At 72.3% G+C, this 13209-nt stretch carries 10 protein-coding genes; 4 read left to right on the top strand and 6 right to left on the bottom strand.

The genetic code is table 11. The annotated features are described in order from the left end of the window. Window positions 1-3 precede the first annotated feature (3 nt). Window positions 4-1329, bottom strand: a complete 1326-nt coding sequence (locus tag ABD330_RS27230; protein WP_344468682.1) for a class I SAM-dependent RNA methyltransferase — start codon at window positions 1327-1329, stop codon at window positions 4-6. A 386-nt stretch (window positions 1330-1715) separates the two neighbouring features. Further along, on the bottom strand, window positions 1716-3815 hold the full coding sequence (locus ABD330_RS27225) for an APC family permease (RefSeq protein WP_344468655.1): 2100 nt from the start codon (window positions 3813-3815) through the stop codon (window positions 1716-1718). 247 nt (window positions 3816-4062) lie between these two features. On the opposite strand from ABD330_RS27225, the gene ABD330_RS27220 reads away from it, so the two are divergent. Continuing rightward, the gene (locus ABD330_RS27220) at window positions 4063-4731 is read left to right on the top strand and encodes a potassium channel family protein (protein ID WP_344468654.1); all 669 of its coding nucleotides are present in this window, start codon (window positions 4063-4065) and stop codon (window positions 4729-4731) included. Beyond that, window positions 4731-5402, top strand: coding sequence for a potassium channel family protein (locus tag ABD330_RS27215; RefSeq protein ID WP_344468653.1), 672 nt, complete (start codon window positions 4731-4733; stop codon window positions 5400-5402). Before ABD330_RS27220 ends, ABD330_RS27215 begins: the two co-directional genes overlap by 1 nt. Window positions 5403-5480: 78 nt before the next feature. Here the strand turns inward: ABD330_RS27215 and ABD330_RS27210 are convergent, their stop codons facing one another. The 4 genes from ABD330_RS27210 to ABD330_RS27195 form a co-directional block, all read right to left on the bottom strand. Continuing rightward, the gene (locus ABD330_RS27210; protein WP_344468652.1) at window positions 5481-6266 is read right to left on the bottom strand and encodes a DUF3159 domain-containing protein; all 786 of its coding nucleotides are present in this window, start codon (window positions 6264-6266) and stop codon (window positions 5481-5483) included. 2 nt (window positions 6267-6268) lie between these two features. Continuing rightward, entirely contained in the window at window positions 6269-6673 is a 405-nt protein-coding gene (locus ABD330_RS27205; protein ID WP_344468651.1) for an OB-fold nucleic acid binding domain-containing protein, read from the bottom strand. Between the two features lie 119 nt (window positions 6674-6792). Further along, entirely contained in the window at window positions 6793-7473 is a 681-nt protein-coding gene (locus tag ABD330_RS27200) for a response regulator (RefSeq protein ID WP_344468650.1), read from the bottom strand. Beyond that, window positions 7470-10061 carry an ATP-binding protein gene (locus ABD330_RS27195; protein WP_344468649.1) on the bottom strand — a complete coding sequence of 864 codons (2592 nt, stop codon included), beginning with the start codon at window positions 10059-10061 and terminating at the stop codon, window positions 7470-7472. The genes ABD330_RS27200 and ABD330_RS27195 overlap by 4 nt, the downstream gene beginning before the upstream one ends. A 293-nt stretch (window positions 10062-10354) precedes the next feature. Between ABD330_RS27195 and ABD330_RS27190 the strand changes: the two genes are divergently transcribed. Both ABD330_RS27190 and ABD330_RS27185 read left to right on the top strand, forming a co-directional pair. Then, window positions 10355-11560 (top strand): ROK family transcriptional regulator, encoded by a 1206-nt coding sequence (locus ABD330_RS27190; RefSeq protein ID WP_344468648.1) that lies wholly within the window; start codon window positions 10355-10357, stop codon window positions 11558-11560. Between the two features lie 219 nt (window positions 11561-11779). Further along, window positions 11780-13102 carry an LLM class flavin-dependent oxidoreductase gene (locus ABD330_RS27185; RefSeq protein WP_344468647.1) on the top strand — a complete coding sequence of 441 codons (1323 nt, stop codon included), beginning with the start codon at window positions 11780-11782 and terminating at the stop codon, window positions 13100-13102. Window positions 13103-13209 lie beyond the last annotated feature (107 nt).

Below are 13209 nucleotides of genomic sequence, written 5' to 3'. Positions count from 1 at the left end.
CCGCTACGCTGCGCCCCGGATCGGCTCCAGGATCGCCACGCACTCGAAGTGGTGGGTCATCGGGAACAGGTCGAAGGCCCGCAGCGAGACCGGCCGGTAGCCGCCCTCGCGGAAGAACGCCAGGTCCCGCGCGAGCGCGGCCGGGTCGCAGGCGACGTACGCGATCCGGCGGGCTGACAGCCCGACCAGGTGGCGGACGGTCTCGCGGCCGGCCCCCGCGCGCGGCGGGTCGAGCACGATCAGGTCGGTCGACTCGATGCCGGTGCGCGGCAGCAGGGCCTCGACCTTGTCGCACTCGATCCGGACGTTCTCCAGCTCCGCCAGGTTGTGCCGGGCGTCGAGGACGGCCTGCTTGCCGGACTCGATGCCGAGCACCGCGCCGTCCTCGCCGACCCGGTCCGCCAGCGCACCGGCGAAGAGGCCGACGCCGCAGTACAGGTCGAGGGCGTTCTCGCCCCACTGCGGGTCCAGGCCGGACATCACGGCGTCGACCAGGGTGTCCGGGGCCTCGGGGTGGATCTGCCAGAAGCCGCCGTTGCTGACCCGCCAGGTGCGGCCGACCGCCCGCTCGCGGACGAAGGTGCGACCGTGCACCTGGTGGAAGTTCTCCTGGTCGTCGATCCGCGAGATCGACACCGGCTTGTCCAGCTCGACCAGCGGCAGCTGCTCGCCCGGCGCCGGGGTGAGGATCAGCTGACGGTCCGAGGACCCGGCTGCGGCGATCACGTCGATCGAGGTCAGACCGGTCCAGTCACGGGCTTCGAGGCCGAGCTCGGTGATGCCCTCGGAGGCGATCAGGCAGCGGTCGACGAGCTGGATGTCGTGCGAGCGGTGCTTGCGCAGGCCGACCTCGCCACTCTCCTGGTCGACCGTGTACTGGATCCGGCTGCGCCACTGCGGCACCTCGCCCGGCGGCAGCTTGCCGCCGACCGGCTCGACGCTGCCGTCCCAGCCGGCCTCCGCCGGGGTGAGCCCCGCCAGCTTGGCGAGCTGCTCGGTGAGCACCTGGCCCTTGAGCTTGCGCTGCCCGCCCGGGGTGACGTGCTGCCAGTCGCAGCCGCCGCACTTCCCGGGGCCCGAGAACGGGCAGGGCGCGGCGATCCGGTCCTTGGAGGGGGTCAGGATCTCCACCGCGTCGGCCCGCAGGAAGCGGGACTTGGTGGTGCCCTCGGTGACCTGGGCGATCACCCGCTCGCCGGGCAGCGTGTGCCGGACGAACAGCACCCGCCCCTCGTGCCGGGCCACACAGTGCCCGCCGCCGTGCGCGACCGGGCCGACCTCGACCTCGTAGCGCTCGCCGACCAGCGGGTCACCGGCAGGGACGCGCAGCACGGGCTTGGCGGCCCGCAGCGCCTTGGGCGGGCGGACGGCCTGCTTGCGCGGCGCGCGCTGGCCCGCGGCACCGCCGCCGGCCGGGGCCTTGGCACCGCCGCCCGCCGGCTTGCCCGCGGCGGACCGGCCGCCGGCCGGCTTCTTCGCCTCGGCGGCCTTGCGCACGGCGGCGGCCGGCGGCGGGGAGGACTCCCCCGGCGCCAGCGGAGCGGTCTGCGCGGTGAAGCCGTCCCGGTCGGTCGCCTCGGGACGGGCGGGCCGGGCACCCCAGCGCGCGCGGGTGACCTGCCCCGGCTTGGCGCCGGACTTGGCACCCGACTTCCCGCCGGACTTGCCGCCGGACTTCGCTGACTTGCCGGAGGAACGGGGCGGGGTGTTGCGACTCACGTGGTTGCGTCCTTGCTGGGGTCTGCGGTGGCTTCTGCCGTACGGTCCGCGGGCTGCGCCGGAATGTCCGACCGCTCCGTGGCGGAACCCCCCGACCGTACGGGCTGGCGCCTCGGATCGCCACGTCGGACGGCGCCGGGGGCGGACCAGGCCTTCTGCGGGCTGCGCCGCTCGGAGGACTCCAACTGCCAGGGTACGGAAGTAACCATCACGCCGGGCCGGAACAACAGGCGTCCCTTGAGCCGGAGTGCGCTCTGGTTGTGCAGCAGGTGCTCGTACCAGTGCCCGACCACGTACTCGGGGATGTACACGCTGACCACGTCGCGCGGGCTGCTGCGGCGCAGGTTCTTGACGTAGTCCAGCACCGGCCCGGTGATCTCGCGGTACGGCGAGTCCAGCACCTTCAGCGGCACCTCGATGCCGCGCGCGTCCCAGTCCCGGCGCAGCGCCTCGGTGTCGGAGGGGTCGACGTTGACGGTGACGGCCTCCAGCGTCTGGGAGCGCGCGAGCTGCGCGTACGCCAGCGCGCGCAGCGCGGGCTTGTGCAGCTTGGAGACCAGCACGATGCCGTGCACCCGGGTGGGGAGCACCACGTCGTCCGGCTCCTCGGCGGCGGCCAGCTCGTCGGAGACACGGTCGTAGTGGCGGCGGACAGCCTTCATCATCACGAAGAGCACCACCATGGTGGCGATCGCGATCCAGGCGTGGCTGATCTTGGTCACCAGCACCACGATCAGCACGGCCGCCGTCATCACCAGGCCGAAGGCGTTGATCGCCCGGCTGCGGTACATGTGGGCGCGCTTCTTCGGGTCCGTCTCGGTCCGCAGCAGGCGGGTCCAGTGCCGGATCATCCCCGACTGGCTCATGTTGAACGAGACGAAGACGCCGACGATGTACAGCTGGATCAGCCGGTTCGGGTCGGCGCCGAAGGCCACGATGAACAGGATCGCGGCGCCGGCCAGCAGGATGATGCCGTTGGAGAACGCCAGCCGGTCACCGCGGGTGTGCAGCTGCCGGGGCAGGTAGCGGTCCTGGGCGAGGATCGAGCCGAGCACCGGGAAGCCGTTGAAGGCGGTGTTGGCGGCGAGCACCAGGATCAGGCCGGTCACGGCGGCGATGAAGTAGAAGCCCGGCGTGAAGTTCGAGAAGACGGCCTCGCTGATCTGCGCCAGCGCGGTCTTCTGGTGGTAGCCGGCCGGCACCCCGGCGAGCTGCTGGGCGGGGTTCTCGGCCATCTGGGTACCGGTCAGGTGGGCGAGGTAGATGATGCCCATGAACATCACCACGGCGATGCTCGCCATCATCAGCAGCGTGTTCGCCGCGTTCTTGCTCTTGGGCTTGCGGAAGGCGGGCACACCGTTGCTGATCGCCTCGACGCCGGTCAGCGCGGCGCAGCCCGAGGAGAACGCCTTGAGCAGCAGGAACACCAGCGCGAACCCGGCCAGCGAGCCGTTGCCGGGCGTCGCCTCCAGGTGGAACCCGGAGCTCTCGGCGTGCATGCTCGCGCCGAAGGCGAAGTGCCGGACCATGCCGTACAGCAGCATGCCGACCACACCGGCCATGAACGCGTACGTCGGAACGGCGAAGGCGGTGCCGGACTCGCGGACACCGCGCAGGTTCATCCCCATCAGGATGATCACCAGGGCGACCGACAGGCCCATCTCGTGCCCGCGCAGCGCGGGCACCGCGGAGACCACGTTGGCCACGCCGGAGGTGGTGGACACGGCGACGGTGAGGATGTAGTCGACCATCAGGGCCGCCGCGACCACCAGGCCGGAGTTCGACCCGTGGTTCACGGTGGCGACCTCGTAGTCGCCGCCGCCGCTGGGGTAGGCGTGCACGTTCTGCCGGTACGACGCCACCACCGCCAGCATGACCACGGCGACGACGACGCCGATCTGCCAGGAGAAGTGGATCGCCGAGGCCCCGGCCAGCGAGAGGGTGAGGAGGATCTCCTCGGGGGCGTAGGCAACCGAGGACAGCGCGTCGGAGGCGAACACCGGCAGCGCGATCCGCTTCGGGAGAAGCGTTTCCCCCAGCTTGTCGCTGCGCAGCGCTCGACCGATCAGAATGCGTTTCGTTAGGTCAGCAGGCATAGGCACGTTAAGGGATCGTAAGGGGTTTTCCCCCCGGCACCGACCCCTGGGCGCTACCTTCATCGAGACTGCGTTCGGTAGAGGGGTTAGCGTGTCGGATGATGGGCTTGCGGGCACCGGTCACGTTGCCCCGCCTCGCCGGACCGCCGGCGCGGCCCCGAGATCGCCCCGGTTGCGGGGCGCGGAAGGATGATGAGCGGTGTTTGCGCAGGTCATGACCCCGACGGACTGGGTGAGGTAGCGTCCCGTGCACATCGTCATCATGGGGTGCGGACGCGTGGGTTCGGCCCTCGCGAGAGCGCTCGAGAAACAGGGCCACTCGGTGGCCGTCGTCGACCAGGACCCGACGGCCTTCCGCCGGCTCGGCTCCGGGTTCAACGGACGCCGGGTCACCGGCGTCGGCTTCGACCAGGACACCCTGCGCGAGGCGGGCATCGAGGAGGCCGGTGCCTTCGCCGCCGTCAGCAGCGGTGACAACTCGAACATCATCGCCGCGCGGGTGGCCCGGGAGAACTTCGGCGTCGAGCACGTCGCGGCCCGGATCTACGACCCCCGGCGCGCCGAGGTCTACCAGCGCCTCGGCATCCCGACCGTCGCCACCGTCCGCTGGACGGCCGACCAGATGCTCCGCCGGCTGCTGCCCAGCGGCGCCGAGCCGCTCTGGCAGGACCCGAGCGGCAGCGTGCAGATGGCCGAGGTGGCGTACGCGCCGTCCTGGATCGGCCACAAGCTGAGCGCGCTGGAGGAGGCGTCAAACTCCCGGATCGCGTTCGTCACCCGGCTCGGCGAAGGCATGCTGCCCACGCCGCAGATGGTGCTGCAGGAGGGCGATCTGGTGCACGTGACGCTGCGCCGGGCGGACCAGGCGGCCGTCGAGTCGGCCTTCGCCAAGGGCCCGCAGGAGGGTGAGCACTGATGCGAGTCGCAATTGCCGGGGCCGGTGCCGTCGGCCGCTCGATCGCGGGCGAGCTGCTGGAGAACGGCCACGACGTCCTGCTGATCGACAAGAACCCGAACTCCATCTCGGTGGAGCGGGTGCCGATGGCGGAGTGGCTGCTGGCCGACGCCTGCGAGATCACCTCGCTGGACGAGGCCGCGCTGCAGCGCTGCCACGTGGTGATCGCCGCGACGGGTGACGACAAGGTCAACCTGGTCGTGTCGCTGCTGGCGAAGACCGAGTACGGCGTGCCGCGGGTGGTCGCCCGGGTGAACAACCCGAAGAACGAGTGGCTCTTCAACGAGTCCTGGGGCGTCGACGTCGCCGTCTCCACCCCGCGTCTGATGTCCGCGCTGGTCGAGGAGGCCGTGAGCGTCGGCGACCTGGTCCGGCTGATGCGCTTCAGCCAGGGCAACGCCAACCTGGTCGAGCTCACCCTCGCCGCCGACACCGAGCTGGTCGGCACCCGGGTCGGGGACGTCAGCTGGCCGGCCGACACCGCGCTGGTGACGATCATCCGCGAGGGCCGGGTGCTGGTGCCCGGCAAGGACGACACCCTGGAGGGCGGCGACGAGCTGCTCTTCGTGGCGGCCCAGGAGCGCGAGGAGGAGCTGGAGGACCTGCTGTCGGCGGTCTCCGGCGCCCAGTAGCACCACCCGGCACACGTGCGTGAGGGCCGTACCCGGCAGCCGGGTACGGCCCTCACGCACGCGGGTACGCGGCGGGAGCTACTCCTCCTCGACCACGGCCTTGATCGGCGCCGGGGCCTTGAGCAGGATCCGCCAGGTCACGTACATCGCCAGGACGAGCGCGGGGATGCCCAGCGCCGTCTTGAGCCAGCCCAGCAGGGTGGTGTTGTGGGTGAAGTACAGCGGGAAGAGGATCAGCGGCTTGACGCCCATGATCACCACCCAGGCCCAGGTCGCCCTGGTGTACGCCTTGAGCCGGCCCGGGTTCTCCGTCCGCCAGGTGAACATCTCACCGGTGACCGGCCCGAGCATCAGGCCGACCAGCGGCCAGCGGACGAGGGCCGAGATCGCGAGCGCGATGCAGTAGCCGACGTTGTAGAGCAGGCCGGGCAGGTAGAAGTTCTCCGCCTTCCCGGTCTTCATCGAGATCCAGGCGCCGATCGCGACCCCGAACACGCCGCTGAACGCGTGCTGGATGGTCTCCCGCCGGAACAGCCGGACGACCACGAAGATCCCGCTCAGGCCGAGGGCCGCCCAGGCCGCCGTGGGGATCTGGTGGGTGATGTTGAAGGTCAGGATGAAGACCAGGCCGGGCAGGGTCATGTCGACCATGCCGCGGATCCCGCCGAACGCCTTCAGGATGGTGTCGGCCGCCTCCTTGGACGCCGCCGCCTCCCGGGCCGCGGCCTCCTCGGGGGTCTCCGCCGCCCGCCACTGATCGGCCGTCGACTCCACCGCCTCGGTCATGGTCTGGTCGACGTAGCGACCGTAGTCGTCGGGGACGACGGTGCGGGCGGCGGGATCGCCGCCGGGCAGATTGGTCACACTCACTCGCTCCCGTGTCCGGCAGGACGCAGTTCGTAGCGGGGGTTGAAGAGCACACGGCGTCCGCGCGCATGGCTGATCCGGCCGCTGGCTATCAGCCGACGGCCGGGCTCTATGCCGATGATCGACCGACGGCCCAGCCAGACCACGTCCAGGGCCTCGCTGCCGTCGAAGAGTTCCGCCTCCAGGGCCGGCACACCGGCCCGGGGACGGAGTGTCACTGTCCGCAGGGTGCCCGCCACGGTCACCAGCTCGCGGTCTCCGCAGCTGGCGATCGGGGTGCAGCCCGACTCCGCGGCGTCCTGTCGCAGCTCCTCGGCCTGGAGCTCCTCGGCGGAGGAGGTCAGGCGGCTGAGCATGCGGCGGAAGCGGCCCTGCGGCTGGTCGCTGCTGTTGTCACCACTCATGCCCGAAGGGTACCGGCTTTACGCGTCCCGGGGTCGGGCCCGGCGGCTGGTCCGGCCCCGGCGGCGGGTGGCGGGAGCGGGCCCGGTGGCGGATCCGGGCCCGGCGGCGGCCGGCCGGGTCAGGCCTCGAACCGGTAGCCCATGCCCGGCTCGGTGATGAAGTGCCGCGGGTGCGAGGGGTCGGCCTCCAGCTTGCGGCGGAGCTGGGCGAGGTAGACCCGCAGGTAGTTGGTCTCGGTGCGGTAGGCGGGGCCCCAGACCTCCTGCAGCAGCTGGGTCTGGCTGACCAGCCGGCCGGCGTTGCGGACCAGCACCTCCAGCAGGTGCCACTCGGTCGGGGTGAGGCGTACGTCGGTGCCGTCCCGGTTGACCTTCTTCGCGGCCAGGTCGACGGTGAAGCTCTCGGTGACGACGACCGAGTCGTCCTCCCCGGCCACCGGCTCGGCCCGGCGGACGGCGGCCCGCATCCGGGCCAGCAGCTCGTCCATCCCGAACGGCTTGGTCACGTAGTCGTCGGCGCCGGCGTCGAGCGCCTCGACCTTCTCGTCGGAGGCGTGCCGGGCGGAGAGCACGATGATCGGGACGCGGGTCCAGCCGCGCAGGCCCTTGATCACCTCGACGCCGTCCATGTCGGGCAGCCCCAGGTCCAGGACGACCACGTCCGGATGGCGGGCCGCGGCCAGCTCCAGGGCGCTCGCACCGTCGTGGGCCGCGTCGACCTCGTACTTGCGGGCCTTGAGGTTGATCACCAGGGCGCGGACGATCTGCGGTTCGTCGTCCACGACAAGGACCCGGGTCATACGGGCTCCGCCTTTCGGTTCGGTGGCTGCTGGGGCCGGTTTTCCGGATGGTTCGGGTCGGGCAGGTCGACGGCGGGGAGCGTGACCACCATGGTCAGCCCGCCGCCCGGGGTGTCCTCGGCGGCCACGGTGCCGCCCATCGCCTCGACGAAGCCGCGCGCGACGGCCAGGCCGAGGCCGACGCCGGCGCCGCGCGGGGCGTCGCCGTAGCGCTGGAAGGGCGCGAAGATCCGCTCCTTGGCCTCCTCCGGCACGCCAGGGCCCCGGTCGACGATGCGCAGCTCGACCCTCCCGGGGGCGCCCAGCGGGTGCAACGCGTCGGCCTTGACCAGGACCTTCACGCCGTCGGGGCTGTACTTGACGGCGTTCTCGACCAGGTTGGCCAGCGAACGCTCCAGCAGCCCGGCGTCGGCGTGGATCATCGGGAGCGTCTCGGGGACGTCCAGCTTGACCGACTCCGGCGGCACCCCGCCGAGTGCGAACGGGACGACCTCGTCGAGGTCGGTCTCCTGGATCAGCGGGGTGACGGTGCCGGTCTGCAGGCGGCTCATGTCGAGCAGGTTGTTGATCAGGTGGTCGAGCCGGTCCGCGCCGTTCTCGATCCCCTCCAGGAGTTCGGCCTCGTCCGCCTCGTCCCACTCGACGTCCTCCGAGCGCAGCGAGCTGACGGCCGCCTTGATGGCGGCGAGCGGGGTGCGCAGGTCGTGCGAGACGGCCGCGAGCAGCGCGGTACGGATCCGGTTGCCCTCGGCCTCCCGGCGGGCGGCGGCGGCCTCCCCGGCCAGTCGGCGGCGCTCCAGCAGGACCGCCGCCTGGGCGGCGAACGCGCCGAGCAGCCGGCGGTCGGCCGCCGGGAGTACCCGGCCGTGCAGGACGAGCGCGAGGTTCTCCCCCACCGGGACGTCCACGTCGCCGTCCTCGGGCCGCTCGGGCGGCTGCGGACCGCTCACGGCGGCGGAGCGCCAGGGCGCGTGCCCGTCCGGGCGTTCCAGCAGGGCGGCGGAGTCCTGCTGGAAGGTCTCCCGGACCTGGTCGAGCAGGGCGGTGAGCAGCCCGTCCCCGCTGGGCACACCGCGCAGCACGGTACCGGCGAGCGCGCTCAGGGTCTGCGCCTCGGCCTGGCTCCGGGCGGCCTGCTGGGTCCGGCGGGCCGCCAGGTCGACCACCGAGGCCACCGAGATGCCGACGGCGGTGAAGATGCCGACCGCCAGGATGTTCTGCGGCGCGGAGATGGTGAAGGTGTGGATCGGGGGCGTGAAGTAGTAGTTCAGCGCCGAGGAGCCGACCAGCGCGGACGCGACGGCCGGCAGCAGCCCGCCGACCAGGGCCGCGCAGACCGTCACGGAGAGGAACAGCAGCATGTCCGTGGACACGCCGAGGCCGTGCAGCTGGGTGAGCGCCAGGGCCAGCAGGGGCGGCCCGGCGACGCCGATCAGCCAGCCCGCGACCGTGCGCGCGCGGCCGAGGTCGGTGATCTTGCGGATCGGGATCCTGCCCCGGCCCTTGGCGGCGTGCTCATGGGTGACGATGTGCACGTCGATGTCGCCGGAGTCCCGGGTGACGGTGGCGCTGACACCGGGCCCGTAGATGTACTGCCAGGCCCGCCGGCGGCTGGAGCCGAGCACGATCTGGGTCGCGTTGACGCCCCGCGCGAAGTCCAGCAGCGCCGCCGCCGGGTCCTCGCCGAGCACCGTGTGGAAGCTGCCGCCGAGGCTCTCCAGCAGCGCCCGCTGCTCGATCAGGGCCTGCGGGGAGCCGGCCCCGGTCAGTCCGTCCGAACGGGCGATGTGCACGGCCAGCAGCTCGCCGCCGGAGGCCCGGTCGGCGATCCTGGCCGCCCGGCGGATCAGCGTGCCGCCCTCGGGGCCGCCGGTGAGACCGACCACGATCCGCTCGCGGGCCTGCCAGGTGCGCTCGATGCCCTGCTCGGCCCGGTAGCGCTGGAGGTACTCGTCGACCCGGTCGGCCGTCCAGAGCAGGGCCAGCTCACGCAGGGCGGTGAGGTTGCCGGGGCGGAAGTAGTTGGCGAGCGCGGCGTCGATCTTCTCGGGGGCGTAGACGTTGCCGTGCGCGAGGCGGCGGCGCAGCGCCTGCGGGGACATGTCGACCAGCTCGATCTGGTCGGCCCGGCGGACCACCTCGTCCGGCACGGTCTCGCGCTGCCGGACGCCCGTGATGCCCTCGACCACGTCGCCGAGTGACTCCAGGTGCTGGATGTTGACGGTCGAGACCACGTCGATCCCGGCCGCGAGGAGTTCCTCGACGTCCTCCCAGCGCTTGGCGTTGCGGCAGCCGGGAACATTGGTGTGCGCGAGTTCGTCCACCAGGACGACGGCCGGCCTGCGCTGCAGGATCGCGTCGAGGTCCATCTCGCTGAAGACGGCGCCACGGTGGGTCAGTTCCTGGCGCGGGACGGTGTCCAGACCCTCGGTCATCTCGGCGGTCAGCCTGCGGTTGTGGTGCTCGACGAAGCCGACCACCACGTCGGTGCCCCGGACCAGCCGCCGCTGGGCCTCGGCGAGCATGGCGTACGTCTTTCCGACCCCGGGGGCCGCCCCGAGGTAGATCCGCAGCCTGCCGCGTGCCATGCGCACCATTCTTGGTCCGGGCCGGGGACTCCGCCCCCGGACATCTGTTCGCCGACTTCGAGACTACGGCCTTCCGGCCGGATCTCCCCTGATCAGCCTGGTAGCCGGACATATTTAGCGGCTTTTTGACGGTTCGCACCCGGACACAGCCTTCATCTCCGCACCTTCGCGAGGGCCGTCCGCCCGGCAGCGTCCCAGAGCCACCCGGCCCCGCCGCCGTCCGGGCGGCCGCCCGCCCAGCCCTTCATGCCGCCGCCACACCCGGGCAACACACCGCTGGGAGCATCGACCGCATGCTGGCACTGGTCGCTCCACCCACCCTCGGCCGCGGCCCGCTGCCCGTGGAGGGCGGCGGCGCCGGGGCCGTCCTGCGCGCGGTGCTGGCCGGCGGACCGCTGGCCAGGACCGCCGTCGGGCAGGCCACCGGGCTCAGCCCAGCCGCCGTCTCCCGGCACACCACCGACCTGATCGGCCTCGGCCTGCTCCGCGAGCTGCCGCCGCCCGACGGGCCGCCCAGGGCCGGCCGGCCCCGGCTGCCCCTGGACGTGGACACCCGGCACCACCTGGCCTGCGGCGTGCACATCGGGGTCCCGTGGCTCACCTTCGCGCTGTTGGACCTGCGCGGCCGGGTCACCGCCCAGGAGCGGATCCCCCGGCAGGGCGGAGCCCGGGCCGTGCTCGGGGCGATCCGGGACCACCTCCCCGGCTTCCTGGCCCGCCACACCGGCGGGCGCTCGGTGCTGGGCCTCGGCGTGGTGACGGGCGGCTGGGTGGACTCCGAACGCGGCACGGTGGTGGAGCACGGCCCGCTCGGCTGGCGGGACGTACCCGTCCGGGACGGCCTGGCCCGGTTCACCAGGCTGCCGGTGCACGTGGAGAGCCACGCCCGCGCGCTCGCCCGGGCCGAGCTGCTGTTCGGCGCGGGCCGGGGTGCGACCGAGCTGGCCCAGCTGTTCATCGGCAACGTGGTGGACTCGGCCTTCGCCACCGGCGGCACCGTGCTGCGCGGACGCCGCTCCCGCGCCGGGGAGGTCGCGCACCTGCCGGTGCCCGGGTCGGCCGAGCCCTGCTCCTGCGGCCGGACAGGCTGCCTCCAAGCCACCGTCTCGGACCGGACGGTCGCCCGCCGCGCGCACGCGCAGGGGCTGATCCCCGTCCCGGACTTCGACCTGCTGCTGGCCCTGGCCGCCGTCGGGGCCGACCCCGCGCTGCGGCTGCTGGAGCAGCGGCTGCGACTGGCCGCACCCGCCGCCGCCCTGCTGCTCAACATGCTCAACCCCGAGGTGCTGGTGGTCAGCGAGGCCGGCCTGCTGGTCGCACCCCAACTGGGCGGCTACCTCCGGGCGCAGGTCCTGGAGCACTCCCGTCCCGAGCCGGGACAGCTGGTGACGGCGGCCTCGTTCGGGACGGACGTCCTGGCGGTGGCGGCCTGCGCCGGGGTGCTGGACAGCGCGTACCAACGGCCGATGGAACTGCGGACGGCGCGCAGCGGCCATTGACGCCGTATTAATTCCACGGCCCGGAGAATCGTTGCCGGGCCAGGTGGCGAACCGGAGAATCGGGTAATCCCGCCCTTCCTTCCGAATCCCCCTTCTTCTTCCTTTCGCACCCTTTCACCCTCCTTCCTTCCCCTTGACCCTCCGTCATCCTGCTTCACACTTCACCCTTCACTCTTCACCCTCCTTCCTCCCTCCTTCCGAATTCCGGAGTGCTTCGCCATGCCCGAGAACAGTGACCGGCAGTTGCATTTCAACCTCTTCCTGATGGGCGTCGGCCACCATGAGGCCGCCTGGCGCCACCCGCGCACCGACCCCGCCCAGGCCGCCGACATCGCGCACTTCCAGCGGCTGGCCCAGGCCGCCGAAGCCGCCTCCTTCGACTCCGTCTTCCTCGCCGACGGGGTGGAGGCCCGCTCGGACGGCGGCTGGGGCCTGATCAGCCACTTCGAGCCGTTCACCCTGCTCACCGCGCTGGCCGTGGTCACCGAGCGGATCGGGCTGATCGGCACCGTCTCCACCGGATTCACCGAGCCTTACAACCTGGCCCGGCAGTTCGCCTCGCTCGACCACATCAGCCACGGCCGGGCTGGCTGGAACATCGTCACCTCCGCCGGCGAGCGGGCCGCGCAGAACTTCAACCGGACGGCCAACCAGGAGCACTCGCTCCGCTACCGGCGGGCCGACGAGTTCCTCGACGTGGTCACCGCGCTGTGGGACAGCTGGGAGGACGGCGCACTGCTGCTGGACCGCGCGAGCGGGGCCTTCGCGGACGCCGCCCGGGTGCACGAGATCGGCCACGCCGGACCGCACTTCCAGGTGCGCGGCCCGCTCAACATCCCGCGCAGCCCGCAGGGCCACCCGCTGCTCGTCCAGGCCGGCTCCTCCGACAGCGGCCGGGCGTTCGCCGCCCGCTGGGCGGAGGCGGTGTTCACCGCGCAGCAGACGCTGGCCGAGGGCCAGTCGTTCTACGCCGACCTCAAGCGGCAGGCCGCCGAGGCCGGACGCGACCCGGCGGCGGTGAAGATCCTGCCCGGCGTGGTGCCGGTGCTCGGCTCGACCGAAGCCGAAGCGAAGCGGCTCGACCGGGAGTTGGACGACCTGATCAACCCGGAGCGGTCGGTCGGCGTGCTCTCCACCGTGCTCGGCCTCGACCTGACCGACCACCCGCTGGACGAACCCCTGCCCCCGCTGCCGCCCGTGACCGAGATCAACGGCGCCAAGAGCCGGTTCGAACTGATCCGCGACCTCGCCGAGCGCGACCGCCTGACACTGCGCCAACTCGTCGGCCGGCTCGGCGGCGGACGCGGTCACCAGGTGGTGGTCGGCACACCCGAGCAGTTGGCGGACCACATCGAGACCTGGTTCGGCCAGGGTGCGGCGGACGGCTTCAACATCATGCCGCCGATCCTGCCCGACGGCCTGACGGACTTCATCGAGCAGGTGCTGCCGATCCTGCGCGCCCGCGGCCTCTTCCGCGAGGGCTACACCGGCCGCACCCTGCGCGAGCACTACGGCCTGCCCCGCCCGGCCGGGCGGTACTGACCGGCCCGTCCCGTCCACACGGACAGACGACGACGGGCAGACGAGGGACGACCACGGACGGACGACGGACGTGCGCCGCGAGATCGGGAGGGATCTCGCGGCGCACG

The sequence above is a fragment of the Kitasatospora kazusensis genome (assembly GCF_039529945.1).
In the GTDB taxonomy this organism is placed as follows: domain Bacteria; phylum Actinomycetota; class Actinomycetes; order Streptomycetales; family Streptomycetaceae; genus Kitasatospora; species Kitasatospora kazusensis.
This window is presented reverse-complemented; position numbering and strand designations above follow the sequence as displayed.